This window comes from Candidatus Mancarchaeum acidiphilum (assembly GCF_002214165.1).
Classification (GTDB): domain Archaea; phylum Micrarchaeota; class Micrarchaeia; order Micrarchaeales; family Micrarchaeaceae; genus Mancarchaeum; species Mancarchaeum acidiphilum.
Map to the genome: position 1 here is coordinate 924,152 of NZ_CP019964.1, position 18,863 is coordinate 943,014.

Annotated in this window: 24 protein-coding genes, 1 tRNA gene and 1 rRNA gene; 12 read left to right on the forward strand and 14 right to left on the reverse strand. The window is 38.5% G+C overall.

Annotated elements, in window-relative coordinates:
• Window positions 1–6 precede the first annotated feature (6 nt).
• A complete protein-coding gene (locus Mia14_RS04870; protein WP_088820562.1) occupies window positions 7–1,083 on the reverse strand; it encodes a polyprenyl synthetase family protein in 1,077 nt (358 codons plus the stop codon).
• Window positions 1,084–1,226: 143 nt separating this feature from the next.
• Between Mia14_RS04870 and rrf the strand changes: the two genes are divergently transcribed.
• The 3 genes from rrf (at window position 1,227) to Mia14_RS04885 (ending at window position 4,123) form a co-directional block, all read left to right on the forward strand.
• Window positions 1,227–1,339: ribosomal RNA gene (gene rrf / locus Mia14_RS04875) — 5S ribosomal RNA — on the forward strand.
• 22 nt (window positions 1,340–1,361) lie between these two features.
• Window positions 1,362–2,774 (forward strand): TldD/PmbA family protein, encoded by a 1,413-nt coding sequence (locus Mia14_RS04880; RefSeq protein WP_088820563.1) that lies wholly within the window; start codon window positions 1,362–1,364, stop codon window positions 2,772–2,774.
• An 8-nt stretch (window positions 2,775–2,782) separates the two neighbouring features.
• The gene (locus tag Mia14_RS04885; protein ID WP_232780238.1) at window positions 2,783–4,123 is read left to right on the forward strand and encodes a metallopeptidase TldD-related protein; all 1,341 of its coding nucleotides are present in this window, start codon (window positions 2,783–2,785) and stop codon (window positions 4,121–4,123) included.
• 1 nt (window position 4,124) lies between these two features.
• Here the strand turns inward: Mia14_RS04885 and priX are convergent, their stop codons facing one another.
• Together priX and Mia14_RS04895 are read right to left on the reverse strand one after the other, a co-directional pair.
• The gene (gene priX / locus Mia14_RS04890; RefSeq protein WP_088820565.1) at window positions 4,125–5,123 is read right to left on the reverse strand and encodes a DNA primase noncatalytic subunit PriX; all 999 of its coding nucleotides are present in this window, start codon (window positions 5,121–5,123) and stop codon (window positions 4,125–4,127) included.
• A gap of 52 nt (window positions 5,124–5,175) precedes the next feature.
• Entirely contained in the window at window positions 5,176–5,442 is a 267-nt protein-coding gene (locus Mia14_RS04895) for a hypothetical protein (protein WP_088820566.1), read from the reverse strand.
• A 65-nt stretch (window positions 5,443–5,507) separates the two neighbouring features.
• Between Mia14_RS04895 and Mia14_RS04900 the strand changes: the two genes are divergently transcribed.
• Window positions 5,508–5,580: transfer RNA gene (locus tag Mia14_RS04900), tRNA-Pro, on the forward strand.
• A 94-nt stretch (window positions 5,581–5,674) separates the two neighbouring features.
• On the opposite strand, the gene Mia14_RS04905 is transcribed toward Mia14_RS04900, so the two are convergent.
• Complete coding sequence (locus Mia14_RS04905; RefSeq protein WP_088820567.1) at window positions 5,675–5,944, reverse strand: hypothetical protein; 270 nt, start codon at window positions 5,942–5,944, stop codon at window positions 5,675–5,677.
• Between the two features lie 319 nt (window positions 5,945–6,263).
• Between Mia14_RS04905 and Mia14_RS04910 the strand changes: the two genes are divergently transcribed.
• The 4 genes from Mia14_RS04910 (at window position 6,264) to Mia14_RS04925 (ending at window position 9,103) form a co-directional block, all read left to right on the forward strand.
• The gene (locus Mia14_RS04910) at window positions 6,264–6,869 is read left to right on the forward strand and encodes a phospholipase D-like domain-containing protein (RefSeq protein ID WP_088820568.1); all 606 of its coding nucleotides are present in this window, start codon (window positions 6,264–6,266) and stop codon (window positions 6,867–6,869) included.
• Window positions 6,870–7,016: 147 nt separating this feature from the next.
• Window positions 7,017–7,562, forward strand: coding sequence for a class I SAM-dependent methyltransferase (locus Mia14_RS04915; RefSeq protein ID WP_088820569.1), 546 nt, complete (start codon window positions 7,017–7,019; stop codon window positions 7,560–7,562).
• 4 nt (window positions 7,563–7,566) lie between these two features.
• Window positions 7,567–8,490 (forward strand): aldo/keto reductase, encoded by a 924-nt coding sequence (locus Mia14_RS04920; protein WP_157891477.1) that lies wholly within the window; start codon window positions 7,567–7,569, stop codon window positions 8,488–8,490.
• The gene (locus Mia14_RS04925) at window positions 8,483–9,103 is read left to right on the forward strand and encodes a maleate cis-trans isomerase (RefSeq protein WP_088820571.1); all 621 of its coding nucleotides are present in this window, start codon (window positions 8,483–8,485) and stop codon (window positions 9,101–9,103) included. Before Mia14_RS04920 ends, Mia14_RS04925 begins: the two co-directional genes overlap by 8 nt.
• Here Mia14_RS04925 and Mia14_RS04930 read toward each other — a convergent pair.
• The 4 genes from Mia14_RS04930 to Mia14_RS04945 are packed head-to-tail and all read right to left on the reverse strand — an operon-like array spanning window position 9,086 to window position 12,095.
• A complete protein-coding gene (locus Mia14_RS04930) occupies window positions 9,086–9,874 on the reverse strand; it encodes a hypothetical protein (protein WP_088820572.1) in 789 nt (262 codons plus the stop codon). The two genes, Mia14_RS04925 and Mia14_RS04930, sit on opposite strands and share 18 nt — an antisense overlap.
• 11 nt (window positions 9,875–9,885) lie before the next feature.
• Window positions 9,886–10,788 carry an ABC transporter ATP-binding protein gene (locus Mia14_RS04935; RefSeq protein ID WP_088820573.1) on the reverse strand — a complete coding sequence of 301 codons (903 nt, stop codon included), beginning with the start codon at window positions 10,786–10,788 and terminating at the stop codon, window positions 9,886–9,888.
• Between the two features lie 59 nt (window positions 10,789–10,847).
• Entirely contained in the window at window positions 10,848–11,465 is a 618-nt protein-coding gene (locus Mia14_RS04940) for a hypothetical protein (protein WP_088820574.1), read from the reverse strand.
• Window positions 11,466–11,525: 60 nt separating this feature from the next.
• Window positions 11,526–12,095 carry a hypothetical protein gene (locus tag Mia14_RS04945; protein WP_088820575.1) on the reverse strand — a complete coding sequence of 190 codons (570 nt, stop codon included), beginning with the start codon at window positions 12,093–12,095 and terminating at the stop codon, window positions 11,526–11,528.
• Window positions 12,096–12,224: 129 nt separating this feature from the next.
• Between Mia14_RS04945 and Mia14_RS04950 the strand changes: the two genes are divergently transcribed.
• Window positions 12,225–12,818 carry a cysteine hydrolase family protein gene (locus Mia14_RS04950; RefSeq protein WP_088820576.1) on the forward strand — a complete coding sequence of 198 codons (594 nt, stop codon included), beginning with the start codon at window positions 12,225–12,227 and terminating at the stop codon, window positions 12,816–12,818.
• Between the two features lies 1 nt (window position 12,819).
• Here Mia14_RS04950 and Mia14_RS04955 read toward each other — a convergent pair whose 3' ends face one another.
• Complete coding sequence (locus tag Mia14_RS04955; protein ID WP_088820577.1) at window positions 12,820–13,380, reverse strand: hypothetical protein; 561 nt, start codon at window positions 13,378–13,380, stop codon at window positions 12,820–12,822.
• 64 nt (window positions 13,381–13,444) lie between these two features.
• Entirely contained in the window at window positions 13,445–14,029 is a 585-nt protein-coding gene (locus tag Mia14_RS04960) for a hypothetical protein (protein ID WP_088820578.1), read from the reverse strand.
• A gap of 173 nt (window positions 14,030–14,202) precedes the next feature.
• Here Mia14_RS04960 and Mia14_RS04965 point away from each other — a divergent pair, with 173 nt between their 5' ends.
• From Mia14_RS04965 to Mia14_RS04975, 3 genes are all read left to right on the forward strand, one after another.
• Window positions 14,203–15,267, forward strand: coding sequence for an SPFH domain-containing protein (locus Mia14_RS04965; protein WP_088820579.1), 1,065 nt, complete (start codon window positions 14,203–14,205; stop codon window positions 15,265–15,267).
• A gap of 92 nt (window positions 15,268–15,359) precedes the next feature.
• The gene (locus Mia14_RS04970) at window positions 15,360–15,746 is read left to right on the forward strand and encodes a prefoldin subunit (protein ID WP_088820580.1); all 387 of its coding nucleotides are present in this window, start codon (window positions 15,360–15,362) and stop codon (window positions 15,744–15,746) included.
• A 19-nt stretch (window positions 15,747–15,765) separates the two neighbouring features.
• Complete coding sequence (locus Mia14_RS04975; RefSeq protein ID WP_088820581.1) at window positions 15,766–17,097, forward strand: metallophosphoesterase family protein; 1,332 nt, start codon at window positions 15,766–15,768, stop codon at window positions 17,095–17,097.
• A gap of 8 nt (window positions 17,098–17,105) precedes the next feature.
• Here the strand turns inward: Mia14_RS04975 and Mia14_RS04980 are convergent, their stop codons facing one another.
• From Mia14_RS04980 to Mia14_RS04995, 4 genes are all read right to left on the reverse strand, one after another.
• Complete coding sequence (locus Mia14_RS04980) at window positions 17,106–17,336, reverse strand: KOW domain-containing RNA-binding protein (RefSeq protein ID WP_088820582.1); 231 nt, start codon at window positions 17,334–17,336, stop codon at window positions 17,106–17,108.
• A 49-nt stretch (window positions 17,337–17,385) separates the two neighbouring features.
• A complete protein-coding gene (locus Mia14_RS04985; protein ID WP_088820583.1) occupies window positions 17,386–17,709 on the reverse strand; it encodes an eL34 family ribosomal protein in 324 nt (107 codons plus the stop codon).
• A 66-nt stretch (window positions 17,710–17,775) separates the two neighbouring features.
• Window positions 17,776–18,258 carry an EMC3/TMCO1 family protein gene (locus Mia14_RS04990; RefSeq protein ID WP_088820584.1) on the reverse strand — a complete coding sequence of 161 codons (483 nt, stop codon included), beginning with the start codon at window positions 18,256–18,258 and terminating at the stop codon, window positions 17,776–17,778.
• 14 nt (window positions 18,259–18,272) lie between these two features.
• Entirely contained in the window at window positions 18,273–18,857 is a 585-nt protein-coding gene (locus Mia14_RS04995; RefSeq protein WP_088820585.1) for an AAA family ATPase, read from the reverse strand.
• Window positions 18,858–18,863: the final 6 nt, after the last annotated feature.

Consider the following 18,863-nt stretch of genomic DNA (forward strand, 5'->3'; position numbering starts at 1 on the left):
AATCACTCAGAAATTTCTGTTAAGTACAAAACCAACCATCTGCTTGATAAGCTCCTTCCCGTGTGAATCCGGGAACTCCTTATCCACTTCATTCCATACGTCATTTATCAATGAATCGGCTATCTTTTCAACATAGCCATCTGAGTTGTATTTTATCAGTATGTTCGAAGCCTCTTCTTTTAACTTAGGGTCAGAGCTATGGGATTTCAGGATTTCAAGAAGCCTGCTTCTATCCTTTTCATCTGCTTCCTTAATCGCATGTGTCACCAGCAGAGTTATCTTCCCTTCTGTTATATCATCTCCTACTCCCCCTTTGCTCTCAGATACATTTGACTTTTCTATGTTTAGAAGGTCATCTTTTATCTGAAACACAACACCAACCGTCGCACCGAATTTCCCAAGCAGTTTTATCTGCCTGTCCGTTGCCCCTCCGATAACCGCACCAAGTTCTGCGGCAAATCCTAAAAGGGCGCCAGTTTTGTCAAATGCCATCCTCATGTAATTTTCTTCGCTTATATTGTTAGGGTTTATAAGGAAGTTATGCCATGCCAAATCCACTCCCTGTCCTATGCCAAGCTTTAGCATATCCTCAATGTAAAGCTGCATTATCTTGATCTTCTGCTCGTTCTCAAGCTTGCTGCTGTCTATAAGGGCTTTCATTGGGAAATAAAACATAAAGTCTCCCAAGTTAAGCGCTATATCCAATCCATATTTTATGTGTACACAGTCAACATTTCTCCTTTTGACTGACCGGTCCTCTATGTCATCATGTATAAGTGTTGCTGTATGCAGGACCTCTGGTATTATGGAGAACTCTATGTAATCATCAGGATTCTTTTTGAAAAGGCTTATCACAAGCGATGTGAATACCGGTCTTAGCCTTTTGCCTCCTTGCGATATGAGGTACCATGCAGGATCCATGACGCTTTTCTCTATTGCGTCCGTATCGTAATCATAGCCCCCTCTTCCAAGAAGTTTCTCTATATTCTGATCAACATTCTTGTCACTAAGAACTTCCTCAAGAAGCTTGTTCACTCTGCTTCCTTGCTCCTTCATATATGATACAAAATTATCTTCAGCCAATCAATCACTAGGTAAATCATACTTATATGGAAGATAACCTTAAATGGTTTACAAAATTTACGTCAAAAGTCAAATTAAGGTTAACCTTAATTATATGAATTTGAGAGTAATGTTTATAAGGTTTAGCATGTCAATATACAATGTTAAACGGTAATAGGAGCATGGAAACGCCCGATCCCTTTCCGAACTCGGAAGCTAAGCATGCTAACGATATGTGTGTACTGCCTGCGGGTGGGAAAGCATATTGCTGTTTAGCATCTATATTATAAGGTGAACAATTGGATTTAAAGTCCAAGAGCCTTTACGAAGGCGAAAGTCCTGATTTTCTTTTAGATTTAATCTCAAAGAAAACCGCAAAGTACGATTTTTCAGAAGTTTATTTATCAAGCGGCATTTCTAGCGCATTTGACATACATAATGGGATATTTGATGGAAATTTCAGCTCTTCCTCTAAAGGTGCAAGGATAAGAATAATGGAGAATGGATTATTCTACAACATGTCAACCAATGATTTAAGTAAAAGCAGCTTAATGTCAGCCATAAGCAAAATAAAAGGGATGCCTAAGGGCAGCACAAAGCTGTCAAGCGAGAAGACAGTAAAAGGTAAATATAGAGTAACACCGAAAATATTGGACGAAAGAGAAGCTAGCAAGCTGGCATATGATTTAGATTACTATCTCAAAGGCTATAAAGAGGTAATTTACAGGGAGGTGTCATTAGGCTACGGAGAAGAAGAAACATTATTCGAGAACAGCGAAGGCTCTAGCATAATGTCATATTATCCTTCAGCGGGCCTATCAATATACCTTCTTATAAAAGGCAAAAAATCTACAAGAGAGCGGATACTTGAATTTGGAGGGGTTGGAGGCCTTGAGGTATTGGATTACGAAAGGATAACCAAAAGGATCAGCGAGGAGATAAAAGGCTTGAAGGCAGTTGCTGACAATGGTGCCTCACTGAGCGACGCTAAGATTAAATCAATAAAAAATGTGGTAATCTCCCCCGAAATATCAGGAATTGCAGTACATGAAAGCATAGGCCACCCCAATGAATCTGATAGGGTTTTTGGAAGGGAATTGGCCCAAGCAGGGTCAAGCTACATAAACAAGGATAATTTAGGCATGAGAATCGGAAGCGACAGTGTAAACATATTCGATTATCCATCGATAAAAGGCACTTCAGGATTCTATTACTATGATGACGAAGGCGTAAAAGCCGCCAAAAAGCACATTATCAAGAACGGCATGCAGAATGAGCTTCTGCTGAACAGAGAATATGCAGGCATGTTAAAGAGAAAGAGCAATGGCTCAGCAAGGTCAAGCAGCTATGATGCAGAGCCATTGGTAAGGATGTCAAACACTTATTTAGGTGCAGGAGACTCCTCCTTTGAAGAGTTAATTACCGAAGCAAAGGATGGGATTTATGTAAAAAGCTTCAACGGATGGAACATAGACGACACAAGGAGCTTTTCAATGTACCAAGGAAACGAAGCTTATCTTATAAAGAAAGGAGAGATAAGCTCACCTATACTTAATTATCGTTTGGAGAAGGGCACACTAGACCTTTGGAAGTCTGTATCTTTATTGTCGAAAAAGGTTGAACTTTTCAATGGAGAATGCGGAAAGGGGGAGCCATTGCAAGGTGTTCCAGTAACCATGGGAGGACCATACGCATTGCTGCAGTTCAGGTGAGTTAAGTGATGCCAAAAGATATATTGTATTATTCAAACAAGCTGAAATTTGACGACATACTTGTAGATATCGTATCTGGAGAAGCGACTTACTTGAAGATAGCAAACTCAAAGATTGATTCAGTAGTAAACGACAATTCCACAAATGGAAGCTTATTTCTGTCAAAATCCAAGAAATTAATATCTGAGGATCTTCCAGACGTTTCAGATAAATCGGTAAAAAGCACCCTAAAAAAAGCTGCAAAAACCATAGGAAAGCTTTCTCCAAAGAATGATTACTACGGGATAGCCGAAGGCCCATTCAATTATAAGGGAAGGGGAAAGCCCGATGCAAAAATTTCAGGGTTTCAAATAAAAGACGTGGTGGATGTAGCAGAGCAGATAATATCGGAATTGGATTATAAGGATGTCAAGGACATTGCAGGAATGGTAACCTTAGAGAAGCTGAAGGATTCATTGATGACAAACAAGGATGTCAATGCAAATAGCTCAACCGCTTATATCAAGGTCACGGCACATATTACTACAAAAGAGGGGTTTTCATACCAAGAGACTGCAGCATTTTCTAAATATAGCGAGATAAACATAAAGAAATTCTGTGATAATCTGTATTATACCGTGTCGCAGATAAAGACCAAAGGCAAAATAAAAAGCGATACATACGATTTAATATACAAGCCTTCTTCTGCATCGAATCTGCTCCAAGAGGTTACTGCAGCAGCCACTATGTCAGAGATAGAAAATGGCAGTTTTCTAAAAGGCAGATTAGAGCACAAGGTGGCAGATGAAAACGTATCTATAATAGATTCCGGAATAGCCAAAGGGATGATAAGCTCAAGCTGCTATGATGACGAAGGCTATCCAACGAAAGACAACAGTGTCATAGAAAATGGAATTTTAAAAACATACCTGTACAACTGGTCCGAGGCAAAGAAGCACAATACGGAAAGCACAGGAAATGCAGGATTGATTGAATCTGAGCCCAATACCTTAATATTCAAGCACAAGAATCCTAAAAAGTCATTGGATTCATTAATATCCGAAATAGATAAGGGAATCTTAGTTACAAATACATGGTATACAAGGTTTGACAACCACTCAACCGGTGATTTCTCAACCGTGCCAAGAGACCTGGCCATCTACATAGAAAAAGGGGAGCCCAAGTTCGCAATAAGCCAGATAAAAGGCACACAGACAGTAGGTATTAGGGTAAACGACAATATCATCAGGATGCTAAAGAATATAGAATCGGCTTCAAAATCTCCAGTACAAGCAATCTCTTGGGATGCGGAAGAGCCTGCGCTAGTTCCTGACATACTTGTAAAAGATGTTAAAGTTACAACAGTATAAATTATTCACTTTTACCCTGTTTATTCTTTCCTTTCTTTGTTTTATCCTTATCCGAATCCTTGCTTTCAGATTCTGCCCTAACGTCAAAATCTATCAACCCTGACAGAAGCTCCTTCGCATTAGAGAACTTAAGAGGTTTTGTGCCTTTGCTCTTTGCGTACTCTATCTGGTACCTTATGTATGTTTCATTTATCTTGGTATCTGGATTTACGGTTTTGCATTTTTCTATATAATCGGTTATTACTTTAAAGGCATCATCAACGCTGAGCCCTTTTATGTTTACTAAATAAGGTGCGAGTATCAAGTTTACAGTCCTGTGCCTTACATCTGTTATGGGAGTTTCCAATAGTTTTTCAATCCAAGCGGTGTTATTCTTCCCTTTAATGACAACCTTTGTCTCGTCCCTTATGCCTTTTGAATAATCCATAACTTCCTTCGGAAGCTTGACCTTTTCTTCGTAGTTGAAGCTTTCCTTTATTGTATTGTAAGATGCCCTCTCAAGCAAGCGCTTTAGCTTGTTGAAGCTTATTATTACCAACCCATTATGAAGCTGCTGGTTAGAGAGCGCAAAAAAAGGATCATTTGGTATATTGTGCAAATATACATTGAACTTTATAAGGAAATTGTCATTCTGGTCCTTGTGCAAGGTTATTCCCAACGAAGAAGAGAGCTTGAATATATCTTGCTCGGAATCTTTTTCCATCGCCTGAAGCGCCCTTTTTGATTCCGAAACCGAGAACTTTTCAACGTAATCAGGCCTTTTTAACGCCATGACCATCATCTTCGCGTATGCGTAGCTTATGATTTCATCGAGCTTTATGGAATCTATTAGTATATCATAATAGGGCAGGTCACCTTTTATGTCTGATATTGCCCTTTCCTTGCCAAGTTCAAGATACTTGAAATCTATGGATGTCAGATTAAGCGAGCTTATTATCTGCTTTGCAATATCCGTGAACGGGTACCTATAGGCAAAATTTAGGTCTTCTGAACTGTACATACAGATATCTCTTCGCTTGATATATATAAAAGAATTATCATGGCAGATTGTTTTAGCTTTTTAGCTGTTGCTTTTTCAAGTTTGCCTCTGCAGTTTTCTCTTCGACAATCTTGTTGATCTTTGATCTCAAGGCCAATATCAATACACCAATTATCATGAGCAGCAGCCCAAATGCTATATCCTCCCTGAAATTGCTGGATGTTATCCTGTCTAAGTATATCAGGTATCCCGTGTAGATCATCACAATGCCTGCAGCTATCCATCCGAATCCAGCGATTAGCACAGGATTGCTTTTTGGCTTTGGTTTAACGGATTCCATAATAAAGATAAGGCAATCCATAAATTTATAAGTATCTTATTTTCAAATTAGTAATGCTTCTTTAAGGGGTTGTACGCTAACCTGGCAGACTGCTAGCTTCGGGAGCTAGTAATCCGAGTTCAAATCTCGGCAGCCCCATACCTTGATTAGGGTTATATATAAGAGGCACAAATGTCCCAATTTCCAATATAGTTTTAGCATGAAGAAGGGCTGAAGGAGAGGGATTTTCTATCTAGGGAGGTATCATTATAAAGTCAATTAGAGAATCAGATCCAAAAGGCTCTAACCAAATAAATATTGAATCGATAGCCATCAAAACAATGAATATAACCGATACTGTGTAAAAGGTATTTTCAAAACTCTGACCATTAAAGTAGTTTTGCACTCCTGCAAAGTAAGAATTAACTACCTGAAGTCCATAGCTCACCACAGTAAAGATTACAATCCCACAAAATGCAACGAGGATATGTTTTCCTAATGTTTTGAGTTTTTCAATGTCCATTCTTTCACTTTGCTTCAATTAACTTCTTTATCGTTTTCTTCAACCCAAACAACTGCCTTTTCGATAATCCTATACATCTAGCATCTTTTGTTATCATATTCTTGACAATATCTGTTATATTTTGCTTAGTTTTTGTGATTAGTAAGTGGACTAAATGGTACAATGTCGGTATTTTTAGTATCAAACCATTTATCGCTAGCTTATTTAAAAAATAAAAACTATTTTTATTCTGACATTAAGCATCTAAAGTCCACTTAGCTAAATGACGGATGCTTAGTTTGTCATTTAAATATTTGGAATACAACATTTAATTGATAAAATGTCATTTGTGGTTGTAGATTTCGATGGCTGCTTGGTTAACGATGTCAGTGAATCATTTAACAAGTACCTACGGTCTTCAGATTCAAAAATAGAAAATGCTTATAAAGAGGCGATATTTACCGTAATTGACAATGTGCCATTTGCTTTCTCCCGAGCGGCAAAGAAAATAGACTTTAAGAAGATGTTGAATCAAAATGTTATAAATGGCCTCAAAGAGCTCCAGGACAAAGGGATGGAAATAATAGTAAGGACCGCGAACACGAATCTTGGCAATGACGATATAAAAGAGATTGAAGATGAGCTTCAAAAAGATGGCCTTAAAGTCAAGATTGAAAGGGCAAAGGACAATGAAAAATGCAGGCTTGAAAACGGAGAGAAACCATCATTGATAATTGATGACAACCCTAAGGTAATACTAAATGCGGTAAAGAACGGCATAAACTCAATAATAATATTGACCGACTACAATAAGATCGAAGCCAAGCTATTGTCAAAAATCAGCAAACATATAATAGTATCCGACCAAAACAAGCTTAAAGATAAATTAAAGGAGTATGACAAATTTAGTAGGCCATTGCCAAGCAGAAATGTATCTCCTTCTTGACCAATCCAAAATTCTAAATGGTGCTATAAGGCTAAACAAGCCCGAAATCCTGCATCTATAAGATTTCAATAACCTACAGAATCTTCAAGTATACAAATTTCAAGTGCCAAAGCTAAAAACTTTGCAATCCTATATATAATTGATAAAATGGACAATTGGAACTCAATAGACTATGAAAGGCTGAATTCAATGTCTGCGGGCCTGCTTCCTTTAATGAGCAAAATAACTGGAATAATAAAAGGCAAGGATATATTGGATGTGGCCGCAGGGGGTGGAGTATTTGCGGCAGAATTGTCAAAGCATGCAAAAAGCGTAATTGCAGTAGACCAATCAGATTCGGCAATAGATACTATGAAAAAGGTCTTATCTGAATACAAAAACATAAAGATAATAAAATCAACTGCAGAGTCAATACCATTGCCAGAAAAGAGTGTGGGAATTGTCTTTACGGCAAACGCACTGCATGATATAGGGCTGCAATCGTTAACCAAGCTAATCGGCCTAATAAAGGATGGCGGATACTTCATAGACCTTGATTGGGACAAGGAAGATAAGGAATTTGCATATGGGCCTCCAATAAGCATACGATTAAGTGCATCCGATGTGACTGCTAGCTTGAAAAGCAAAGGGTTAGAGTTATCGGACAGATATGATTACAGATCCCATTACCTGTTGGTCTATAAGAAGGGATGACGTTATGAAATTAAAGAAGTTGGGAAATTCAATCACAAGCTTCTCAGAAATCGGATTAGGCACCTGGAAATTGATACCTGATTCCGTAGAAGTCCCAAAAGTTGCAGCTTACCTGTTTGAAAAAGGGGTAAACTTCATAGACACAGCAGAGATGTACCAAAACGAATCAGAATTGGGAAGCATGCTTAAGACAATAAAGCACGAGCCTTTTATAGCAACAAAAGTTTCACCAAATCATCTCCATTACAGTGATGTGATAAAATCCTGCAATGAGAGCCTGTCAAGGCTTGGGGTGAGTCAGATAACACTTTATCAGATACACTGGCCTAACCACCACATAAACTTAAAAGAAACCATAAGAGCAATGGAGTACTTGGTTGAACAAGGGAAAATAAAATATATCGGCGTAAGCAATTTTGATCAAAAAGAACTTGAGGAAGCAATGTCGTATACGAAGAACAGCAAAATTGTATCGGATCAATTGGAATACAACATCGCATTTACAGAGGTAGAAGATTCCGGGTTGCTTGATTTCTGCAAAAGTAACAACGTTTCCGTAATAGCATATAGCCCTCTTGCACGCGGTCAAATAAAAAATTATACAGAGCTGTATGGAGTACTCTCTAGCATTGGTGAAAAGTACAATTCCAATGCATTCCAAGTTGCCCTTAAATATATAATTTCCGATGAAGACGTGATTGCCATACCTAAAATATCCTCAATGCCACATGCGGAAGAGATAATTGGATGTGAGGAATTTGAAATATCCCAAAAGGACATAAGCAGAATAAAAGAGGCAGCTAGAGATATTCGAAAGCCCTTGGCAGGAAGTTCATTAAAGAAGATATTAAAGGCAAATGGCTCGTGGGCGAAGCTAATGGAAAAGCACGAAAGGTCAAGGATTAACAGAGGCGGCAAGCTTGATTGACCTAAATCTGATTGTATCATCCGAAAACCACAACCTTGTAACATATATGAGGGACAGATTTAAGGCGAACATATTTTACCAAGAATTTGTGCCTGGACATGGAGAATCAAATTCTGAGTTAAAAGCAAATTACGCAGCACTTTCATCAATAAATGCAGGCATAAAGAAAGGAAGCAAAATAATGTATGCAAGGTCATATTCTGCATTTAGCAAAAAGGGCTGGAGCAACATAAGGGAAGCGCTCAAAGGTAACGAGGTATCAATATCAACAGAATCAATAATAAGCAGTCTTAATTCAATAAAGGCCCACAGGATATTCTTGATAAGCCTATATAATCAAAAGAGGCACGATTACGAGATAAAATGGCTTGCAGGTTTCCATTTTGATATAATAGGTTCAATAGCGCTGGGAAGGACAGGAGGCAAAGCGATAACAAAGGTTTCAAAAGAGGACATCATGGATTCTATAAAAGTAGGTAAACAATCCGACGCCGATGCGATATACATTGCTTGCACATTGCTTCCAGTATTAGAACCAAAGGAGCTTGTTAGCCCTGTGCCTGTAATCACCCCTATAAATTCAATGGCCAGGGAATTAGGGATTGACCTTTGACACCCCGTGCAAATTTAATATGCTGCTTAATATTAAATTTAAATCTCTTAGCCACAATGCATAGCTCTTGCCTTTAGGAAAATCCGTAAACCCATAGGGATGAACAACCCTTGACAAGTTGGAATACACCGAATAAAGAGAATTTGGGTTTGCATTCGTGATGAAGCTTGCCAACTCTATTAAGGCGCTTACCTTAGGCATTGCCAGAGTAAGGTAATCTGCCTCGTTTCCACATCTGCACCTTACTTTTTTCAAACCTCCAAAGGCTTTTATTGTTATTGAATAAAAAGGAAATTCGAGGTGCTCTTTACATACAGCCTTTCCAGCTAAAAATATACTCTTCGAATCCAATTCCTTTACCCGTGGGTCTAATGTTCTTATCCTACGCATTGCCTCTGCAAAGCTGCTAATTATATAGCCTCTGTCCACCATATTATGCCAGTCCATATCCTTCAGTGCTTCATCATATTTTTTATTGGTGCCTTCAACAAATTCCGATAAGCATCCTCTCTCTATTATGAATCTGTTATTCTCTTCCGCGGACCTGAAGTTTCCTGCCATCGCTTCATACCTTCCAGATATGATTGACCTTATTATATCGCTATAGTAAATTAGACCTTTTAGCTGATTTAGCTTTGGCACCACAATCTCATCATAAAATGAATTTGCTTCCGAATCTGTTATATCGTACAAATTCCCTTTCTTTACCAAATCCAATGTGCCTATCCCGTTTGTCCTTGAAAGGAAAGCATTAAAACTGTCCAAAGCCATTACGAAGACCTTTAGCCAAATGAAAGACTCTCTATGAGTGGCTCTATGTAATCAACACCTATAACATAACCCCCATTTTCTATAAGGTAAGCCACAGTATCATTTATGTCCTTGTAATTTTTTATCTTCACCTTTATGAAATTTGGGGATGCGTTATTAGCATTGTAGAGATTTGGTATCCCTTTCACCTTATTTGGGTCAAATCCGCTTGCCAACCTGATGTTTATTATTGTGTCCTTTAGTATTGTGCTGTAAATATTTGATGTAGTGGTCACATCGCTTACGGTGCCCGCTCTAAGTATTATCAGCTCACTGTTAAACCTGCTTATCTCATCAAGCTTTTGCGTTACAAACAGGACTATCCTCCCATTTTTGGAGTACTCCTGCATTATATCATGCATCAATTGCGATGATCTTGAATCCAGAAAAGCGGTAGGTTCATCCAATAAAAGTATCTCCGGCTTGTTGATTAGAGCCCTGCAGAAAGCTATCTTCTGCTTAGTGCCCCTGCTCAATGTAGATACCTTTGATTTAAGATACCTAGCCGCATCGAATTCATTTAAGAACTCTGAGACATTCTCCAGTATCTCCTTATCCTTAAGGCCGTAAAGCCTGCCGAAGAACTTCAGGTTGTCAATCACTGTGAGTTCATCATAAAGGGAATAATTATCCGAAAGAATGGACATCTTGTCCCTTATTTTGTCATTTGTATAAGGATCCAATCCATTTACCCGTACATATCCCCTATCCAATTTGTAATGCCCATCTATGCATTTAAGCAAGGTGCTTTTCCCGGCGCCATTTGGGCCAAGTACTATATGCATTCCTCCTTTCAAATCAAGGCTTATGTCATGCAGCGCATGGAGATTGCCAAAATTTTTTGACAAATTGTCTATCTTTATCTCATTTTCCATAATTAGAAATAGAAAAATAAGTATAATAAATTAACTAAAAACCAAATAAAAATTAGCAATTATGGCAAAATAGAGGTGCCTGGAATGCCTACAGGGCTCACTGCACCTAGGGCAAATGCCATCACCAATATAATAATTGCAAATATCACACCCAAAATTATTCCAGGCAACAGCCAGGCCAATATCGCTTTTCCTGTGCTGATCTTCTGCTGCTCCCTGAAGGATATGGTCAATACTATTATTCCCCATATACCTATTATTATACCGAACACATCTTTTAAGTAAGTCAGTGCGCCAACAGATGGCAAAAAGTAAAGGAAGGCCAATGCCAATACTGGCATTTCCGCAAACATCGTTGCGGTTGCAGTTTTTGATATATCCTCATTAAATATTCCGAAGAGCATTTTATCAAAGAATTGGTATATTGCAGCATCAATTATTATGCCTAGAGGAAGCGCAATCCACAGAGAGCCCACGATAGTTGCCAAAGCAAGTACCCCTTCGCTCGGAGACAAGACAAATCCTATAATCCCATCTATTATTAAGGCTATTATGCCTGGCAGTACTGATGCCCTGTAATAGAAACCAATTGCCTGCCCAAGGCTCATATTTTGTGTATTGCTGCTTGGATGCATTGCAGCATTGATCCCAGCTTTGAAATCCCCTATTAAATCCATAAAATCAACCTTAATGTATTGTGCCTAAAATTTTTATACTTTATGTAAAAATAAAAGGATTTAAGAGTTATCTGTGCTTTTTGCTTTATCATAAGCATTTTTGATCAATGCATACTCATCTTTGCTAAGAACCTCATTCTTAAAATAAGGGTTGGTTATTGAAAATTCTGCTATCTCCTGCCTTTTCGGAGAATTAAGAAGAGTGTTATAAATTATATCTGATGGATTGCTATCGGTTATAGAAAGGCTTGCATCCAATATCCAGTCATCCATCTCTTTTTTATAATCCTCCAAAACCGCTATGCTGTCAACCGCCAAGATAAACTTCTTCAACCCCTCAACCCTGCTTAACAGGTTAGGGTCATTTATGTTGTCAGCGTCCTTCAGATAGCTGTCATACATCTCGTGTATCTTGCTGCGTTCCTCAATCAAATGGCTTATCATGAAGGTGTACTTCTCGTTTTCGTTTGATTTATCCGGATCTGTAACCAACGCTCCTTTGAAGTCAACCCTGCCTGCCTTTATCTCATCGTATAGCAAGCTTATCTCCCTATTGGCAAATTCATATTTTAGCTTGGTTAAAAGATCCTGTGCCATTATCCATGCAGGCATGTTCTCATTCTCATCCATACAAATCACAAAATATACATAATTCAAAATTAACCTTATAAAAATAGTATTGAAAATAAAAGTATAATACGATAAAATTTATGCAGATAAACTTAAATAAAATAAATTCAAATATTAACTTGTGGTAAAATGAAAGATATAGAAGGCAAAAAGGTTTACGAGACACCAGATGAAATAATGGACAAATCACATACAGCATTAATAGTTTGGGATGTACAGAACATGCTTGTAAATTCAATATTTAACAAGGAAGAATTCCTCAAAAATGTCAATGCACTGATAAGCAGGGCAAGAGAAGCAAAAATGCCCATTATATATACAAGGATAACCCCGCTCTCCAAAAAGTTCCAGCCAAAGCCGAGCCTTGCTTCAAACAGAAGTTTTGACGGCATGCCAAAGGACGCACTCGAGTTGGCTGTTACACCTTCGGAAGACGAGGTGGTAATACACAAGAATACCGCAAGCCTTTTCATAGGAACGAATGCGGAGATGCTGCTGAGAAATGCAGGTGTGGAATCATTGATATTCACGGGGATCGCAACTGAATATGGGGTAGAATCTAGCGCAAGGGAAGCGGTAAACAGAGGTTTCTATGTAGTAGTAGCAAACGACGCGGTATCCTCACAGGACAAGGAATCACACGAGAGATCTCTATTAAACATGCAGAGATTGATAAAAGAACTGCCAACATCAGAGATATTGAAGGCAATTGGGGAAGAGTGAATCAAAATCTCTCATACATTTCATAACTTTTATTTTTGTCTATTAATTTTCTTATTTTCCTGCTTATTGCATTTTCGGAATGTTTCATCTGTTCCTTGTTATTCAGAAACTTATCAATTACCCATATTGTGCTGAACTGCTTTATCTCATTTATAAGATTCTCATCAAGGCTCTTGTAGGTTTTATCAGGCATTATGAATATCAAGGAAAAATTAGTGTATTCATTGCAGAACTTTTTCAATTTCCTTACATAATCATTACCAAAATAAACATGGGGCTCCAGTATTACCTGCCTCCTTCCAACAAACATATCAGTTATGAAATCTGGCTTGTAACCACCATAAGTTGCAAATTCATAATAAGCATCTCTGTGATTGTCCTGAAGTGCTTTTGAAACAGCTTCCTCCCTATAATCCTTAATATATCCGCTCAGGTTATTGCCTTCATTGATCCTCCTGTGTATCTCATGATTGTTTATTGAATGCACATCATTCTGGTATATGTCAACAGGAAATACTTGAATATATAAATTTTTATCATTTGGTACATTTTTATACTTCATAATATCCACCACAAATATTGCACATCTATCCCGATTAATAAAAAATTTAAACCTAAAGCCAAGATTACCTTGAACTATCTCTGTTCCTTAAATATGCCTTGTAATCAAAGTCTCTATTGCGAAGTTCATTGATCTTCTCAAGTATCTGCCGAGTTGATTCCTCCAAACCCTCTTTCTGGTTCTTGAAATCCTTGACTATCCATATTTTGCTAAATCTCTTAAGCTCTTTTGTAATATGTTTGCTCAAATATCTATATTTATCACTCGATACTATAAAAACCAAATAAAAATTGGGGTATTCTCTAGTGAATTTATCCATTTTTGAGACGTAATTCCTGTCAAAAACCTCGTGTGGCTCCAGTATTACCTGCCTGCCCTTGAAGTAAATATTAGTTATAAAATCCGGAAAATAGCTGTTTTTCTCATTTATGCGATATTTTTTATGTTCATAATATGCATTTGCACCAGCCATAAGCAGTGCATCCTTTACAGCCTCCTCCCTATAATTCTTAAGAAGTCCATTTTTAAGGTTTTTAATTGAACTATCGTAAGGATCAGTATTATAAATAGAATGCTCATTGTCTTTATCTATGCGCACAAGAGAATCGTAAAGCCTTTCTTTTTGCTTGGATCCCCTTATACCATACATAATAATTAAACGAAAAGAACTTATAAAAACCTTTTGCAGACTGTTCAAAAACCTTTACTGGATTTCCAATGCCCTTTCAATAATCTAGAATTAATAATTATCTTTTAAGCCAAATAAACTGCTATAATCAAGCAGTATTTATATTTTCACGCTAAATTATACAATGTGAGATCATGGTCCAAAATTCTGATAAACCTTCAGTAAATGCGTCGACAAATGCTGCCCCTGGCTATTATTATATATATAAAAGCAGCAAGAGCATGACTGCAAATTCCGCGCTAGCAATAATTATAGGGATAATAATATCTGTGATATTCTTTTTTATAGCATATGCAGCGACTTCCAGCACTACTTCCGGGATTATAGCATTTGCAATTGTACTTATTATATACCTTCTAATGAGCATAAAAGTGCTGCAGGAGTGGAAAAGAGCACCAATACTTTCATTGGGAAAGTACAAAGGCACATATGGGCCAGGATTGTTCTTCATAATACCGCTGATCCAGAAAATGCCTTACAAGTTTGATCTTAGGACATTTTCTGCCACTTTCTCCGCAGAGAAAACTTTGACTCAGGACAACGTTGGAGTTGACGTAGATGCAATAATGTTCACAAGGATAGAAAATCCGGAAAAGACCGCTTTGCAGGTGAACGACATGCAGCAGTCTGTTTCGTTAGCGGCACAGACCGCCCTTAGGGATGTTATAGGGAAAGTTGAACTAAGCAAGATGATAGTTGGCAGGAGTGAGATAGCCGCACAGGTAAAATCACTGATAGACCAAAGGGTATCCCCTTGGGGTGTTGATGTTATTTCTGTTGAGATTAGGGATGTAAAGATACCAGACGATCTACAAGACGCGATGGCAAAGGTTGCAATAGCCTCAAGGGAGCGCGATGCAAGAGTAATACTTGCGGAATCGGAGAAGCTAGCCGCAGTGAACATGGTAGCGGCAGCCCAGACCTACAATTCCAACATATATGCAATGCAGTTGAGAGCGCTAAACATGCTTTATGAAATAGGGATAAGCGGCAGAAATCACCTAATATTCATACCAACCGAGTCAAGGGGGCTTGGCATACCAACACCAGTTGGTGTATTGGGTATAGATAAACTGGCAGGTATAGGTGACGTGGGCGATCCAAACTCGTCCAAAAGCAGCGATAACAAGGACAATGCCAATGATGACAAAAGTGGCGGTTCAAGCATACCAAAACCCCAAAAGAAAAATAAAAGCTAAAGACAAGAAATAATAATCTAAAATAAACAATAGAAAGCAGCAGATATTTTTTGCACATTTGCCTTTTGGCAGCTGCGATTGTGGTGATATACATGGAAGATAACGAATTTGAAAAATTGACTTTGGATTATCAAAAAGTAGAAGAGCAGCTTCAGAACCTAAAGATACAGTTGGAGCAGTACAAGCTTCAATCAAATGATCTGTCACAAGCAAAGTCCGAAGTTGAAAAGTCTACGGGGAAGGTCTATTCCTCAATAGGGGGTGTCATAATAGAAGCAACCAAGGATTCCGCATTGTCAGAAATAAAGGACAAGGAAGAATCAATAAACCTGCGCTCATCCCTGCTTTCAAAGCAAATAAGCGAGCTGGAGAAGAAGGAGGCAACCCTTAAAAGCCGTGCCGATGAACTGCTAAAGGAGGCAAGGGAAAACGAAAAGAAGCAGGGCATGGGAGGAGTTAGCGTAAATATGCCAAAGTGAATCCTTTAAGGTCGTGAAGATGAAAATAGGCATCGTATCTGATATGCACCTGGGTTACAGCCGATTTGAAGAAGATGCTTTCAGGCAAGCAAAATTTGCCCTTTCGGAAGCGGCTTCAATGTCGGATGTAATAATAATGCCTGGAGATATATTTGATTTCAGGTTCCCTAAGCCAAACATAATAGCCCAAGCAATAAAGATCCTAAGGCCACTGATGGAAAGGGAATGGCCAGCAAAGATAGACTCTTTCAGCGGAGCAAATCCGATATACACCACGCTCCCAATCCTTGCAATACCCGGCACGCATGAGAGAACTGCAGTAGGAAAGGAGAATCCATTGAACTTGCTTAGCCTGGCAGGCATTGTAGCAGATATAAGTGAGGGCACCGCAGTAATCAGCAAAGGAGACGAAAAAGTAGCCGTATACGGATTAGGAGGCATATCAGATGATAAGGTAAAGGAGAGGCTAAAAGAGCTTGATCCAAAGCCCACCAAAGGAATGTTCAATATATTCGTGATGCACCAATCTGTATATGATTTCATGCCATTCAGCACGGATTTCCTGAAGCTGGATGACCTGCCTGAAGGATTCGATTTATACATAGACGGGCATATACACAACAAGATTGAGAGTAAGGTGTACGGGAAACCTTTCTTAATACCTGGAAGCACGGTGCTTACGCAGCTAAAGGAATCTGAGCAGGATTCCAAAGGTTTTCTATTATACGACACCGAACTGGACAGTTACCAATTCATAAACATACCATCAAGGCCGTTCATGATAAAGACATTGAAGTTCAGCAAGTCCAATTCCGATTACGTCTACAAGAAATGTGACGAAACTATAAATTCAATGCTGAATGCATACTTGGGCAGACCTAATCTCCCAACCGAAGGCAAAATCCCAAAGCCTATGAAACCAATCGTAAGGCTGGTCCTAGAAGGGACAATAGAAGCCGGAACTTCAATATCTAGCCTGAATCTCCGTTCCTTAGTGGGCAAGTATTCGGACTCCGCGCATCTCGAGATAGACTCGAAGCTGTCAAGTGAGAACTTAGAAGAAGAATTAAGCCTGATAAGAAAGAGCCAATCAGATAATAATATGTCTATAAAGGACTTGGGAATGGAAATGCTTAAAAAGAACTCTGAGGCCCTGGATATTAAAGACTTGGACGTAACAGAGCTTTTTGAAATACTGGATGAAGAATTCCCGCCCAACAAAAAGCAGGAGCTTTCAGAAAAGGTAATGGAATTATTCACTAACAAAAAGCCAGAGGCACAAGCAGAGCCAAACAATACCTATCCGGACATGGCCCCAGAAAAAGGAAAGGATCAGAAAAAGCTCTTCTGATAATGGAATTACTCTTTCTTGTTAGATATACCCAATGTCCTATTCAGAAGATCCTTGTTTTCCACGTCAATCTTCGTATTTATGAATTCAAGATGCCTTATATTGCACCTCCTTTCCTTTGGCCTCTTTGATGTAACTATTTTGACAAATCCATCTTTTTCTATCGAAGTAATGACTGCCGCACTTCCTGCATCCCTGCCAAACTTCTTTACGCATACTCTGCCCACTTCTACTAACATCTATATCATCTTTCAAACTTTTAAACATAACCAGCGACAAAGAACCGAATCAATGTGAAACCAGCTGCAATACAAAAGCCTTTTCCTTTATTCCTATGTCATCAAGCTTCATATCTCCCTGCTCTATGCGGCTTCTCATCGTAACTATCTTTGCTGTGCAATTGGCACATAGAACTCCACCGAACAGCCTGCTGTTTGTTCTCCTGCTGCGGCCTCCTTTGAGATCTTGGTCTATACCATTTAGCTCTACTCCGCACAATCCGCAATGCGGAAGTGAATTTTTCTTTCTCTCATAATGTACAACTACCTTGCCAGTACTTGTGACTCTTTTCAACTTTCTAAAACTGTGGGATCTATGCATTGGTTTTGGCATCTTAAACACCTTAATTAAATAGAATTGCAAACATTATTTGTTCGTAACAATATATATTTATTTCTATTAGATTTCCTTTTCTACTTTCTCTGCCAGCTTCTTGATATTCTTCCTGTCCCTTATTGCCATGTATATCGCTCCTACAATACCAAGTATCAATATGGTTGCCCAGAATAGGGTATGATAGTTCAAGGGCATTATAAAGTAGACTGTTGCATCAATGTAATTTGGGGCTATCGCTTTGTATATATATGGTAGAATCAAGTCGTAAATTGCAAAGAACAATATCAATGAGGGGATTGCAGATTTTATTGAAAAACTCATATTCTCGCTCATTAACGGCATCATCTCCTTCTGCTTGTTCATAAGCTCCTCCTGTGAAGCCTTATTCTTTACCATCTCCTTCATATCGCTCTGGAATTTCTTCATTTTCATCTGGCTTCTGTACATTTTCTCTTCGTCTATAAAGACCTTGCGCTGCAGGTAGATGCTTACGATTACATCTAAAACTCCTATCGCTATAACGACCAATTCTGCATAAAGCGGCATTACTACCAAATCTATCACTGCTGTTCCAAATCTATCATGTCCAGTATCTTTTTCATCCTTCTTATTGATTCTGAAACTTTATCATGCTTATTATTTAACATATATACAGGTATATTCAAATAAGACATATAAAAGCTTAATGTCGAAATGTTGAAATCTCTTTGCATATTGAGCATGTACTCATCATCGTCTTCCCTCTTCCTGCTCTTGTCCAAGCTCCTCCTGTACAGTATCTCTTCAGGCGCAGCATCTATATAAATAACGCTTTTGATATGCTTCATAAGCTCTGTCTCATAAGGCAACCCTGTTATGAATTTTCCCTCCCTCTCTATGCTGGAATGGGTGTCAACCAGAATCTTGCCCTCCATTTCAATTATCTTTTCAAATGTCCTGTCCCTTATATGATCTATCTCGCTTTCCTTCAGGTACCTTATCTTGTCCCTGTCAATTCCTTCCTTATAAATTTCCTCCGTAGTTTTTTTCATTATTGTGCCAACATTAACGTACTTGTAGTCCTTGTAGCCTTCAACTCCATCTAAAATGGTCGTTTTCCCACTGCCTGGTATTCCAAGAACTAAGATTACGCTTTTGTTTTCCATAATATC

Coding starts and splice junctions, on each gene's coding strand:
- Mia14_RS04970 (WP_088820580.1), top strand. CDS start 15,360: ATGGAAGATAACGAATTTGAAAAATTGACTTTGGATTATCAAAAAGTA.
- Mia14_RS04960 (WP_088820578.1), bottom strand. CDS start 14,029: ATGTATGGTATAAGGGGATCCAAGCAAAAAGAAAGGCTTTACGATTCT.
- Mia14_RS04950 (WP_088820576.1), top strand. CDS start 12,225: ATGAAAGATATAGAAGGCAAAAAGGTTTACGAGACACCAGATGAAATA.
- Mia14_RS04955 (WP_088820577.1), bottom strand. CDS start 13,380: ATGAAGTATAAAAATGTACCAAATGATAAAAATTTATATATTCAAGTA.
- Mia14_RS04930 (WP_088820572.1), bottom strand. CDS start 9,874: ATGGCTTTGGACAGTTTTAATGCTTTCCTTTCAAGGACAAACGGGATA.
- Mia14_RS04895 (WP_088820566.1), bottom strand. CDS start 5,442: ATGGAATCCGTTAAACCAAAGCCAAAAAGCAATCCTGTGCTAATCGCT.
- Mia14_RS04965 (WP_088820579.1), top strand. CDS start 14,203: ATGGTCCAAAATTCTGATAAACCTTCAGTAAATGCGTCGACAAATGCT.
- Mia14_RS04945 (WP_088820575.1), bottom strand. CDS start 12,095: ATGGATGAGAATGAGAACATGCCTGCATGGATAATGGCACAGGATCTT.
- Mia14_RS04975 (WP_088820581.1), top strand. CDS start 15,766: ATGAAAATAGGCATCGTATCTGATATGCACCTGGGTTACAGCCGATTT.
- Mia14_RS04905 (WP_088820567.1), bottom strand. CDS start 5,944: ATGGACATTGAAAAACTCAAAACATTAGGAAAACATATCCTCGTTGCA.
- Mia14_RS04920 (WP_157891477.1), top strand. CDS start 7,567: ATGAAATTAAAGAAGTTGGGAAATTCAATCACAAGCTTCTCAGAAATC.
- Mia14_RS04990 (WP_088820584.1), bottom strand. CDS start 18,258: ATGCCGCTTTATGCAGAATTGGTCGTTATAGCGATAGGAGTTTTAGAT.
- Mia14_RS04940 (WP_088820574.1), bottom strand. CDS start 11,465: ATGGATTTAATAGGGGATTTCAAAGCTGGGATCAATGCTGCAATGCAT.
- Mia14_RS04885 (WP_232780238.1), top strand. CDS start 2,783: ATGCCAAAAGATATATTGTATTATTCAAACAAGCTGAAATTTGACGAC.
- Mia14_RS04995 (WP_088820585.1), bottom strand. CDS start 18,857: ATGGAAAACAAAAGCGTAATCTTAGTTCTTGGAATACCAGGCAGTGGG.
- Mia14_RS04935 (WP_088820573.1), bottom strand. CDS start 10,788: ATGGAAAATGAGATAAAGATAGACAATTTGTCAAAAAATTTTGGCAAT.
- Mia14_RS04985 (WP_088820583.1), bottom strand. CDS start 17,709: ATGCCAAAACCAATGCATAGATCCCACAGTTTTAGAAAGTTGAAAAGA.
- Mia14_RS04910 (WP_088820568.1), top strand. CDS start 6,264: ATGTCATTTGTGGTTGTAGATTTCGATGGCTGCTTGGTTAACGATGTC.
- Mia14_RS04980 (WP_088820582.1), bottom strand. CDS start 17,336: ATGTTAGTAGAAGTGGGCAGAGTATGCGTAAAGAAGTTTGGCAGGGAT.
- Mia14_RS04915 (WP_088820569.1), top strand. CDS start 7,017: ATGGACAATTGGAACTCAATAGACTATGAAAGGCTGAATTCAATGTCT.
- priX (WP_088820565.1), bottom strand. CDS start 5,123: ATGTACAGTTCAGAAGACCTAAATTTTGCCTATAGGTACCCGTTCACG.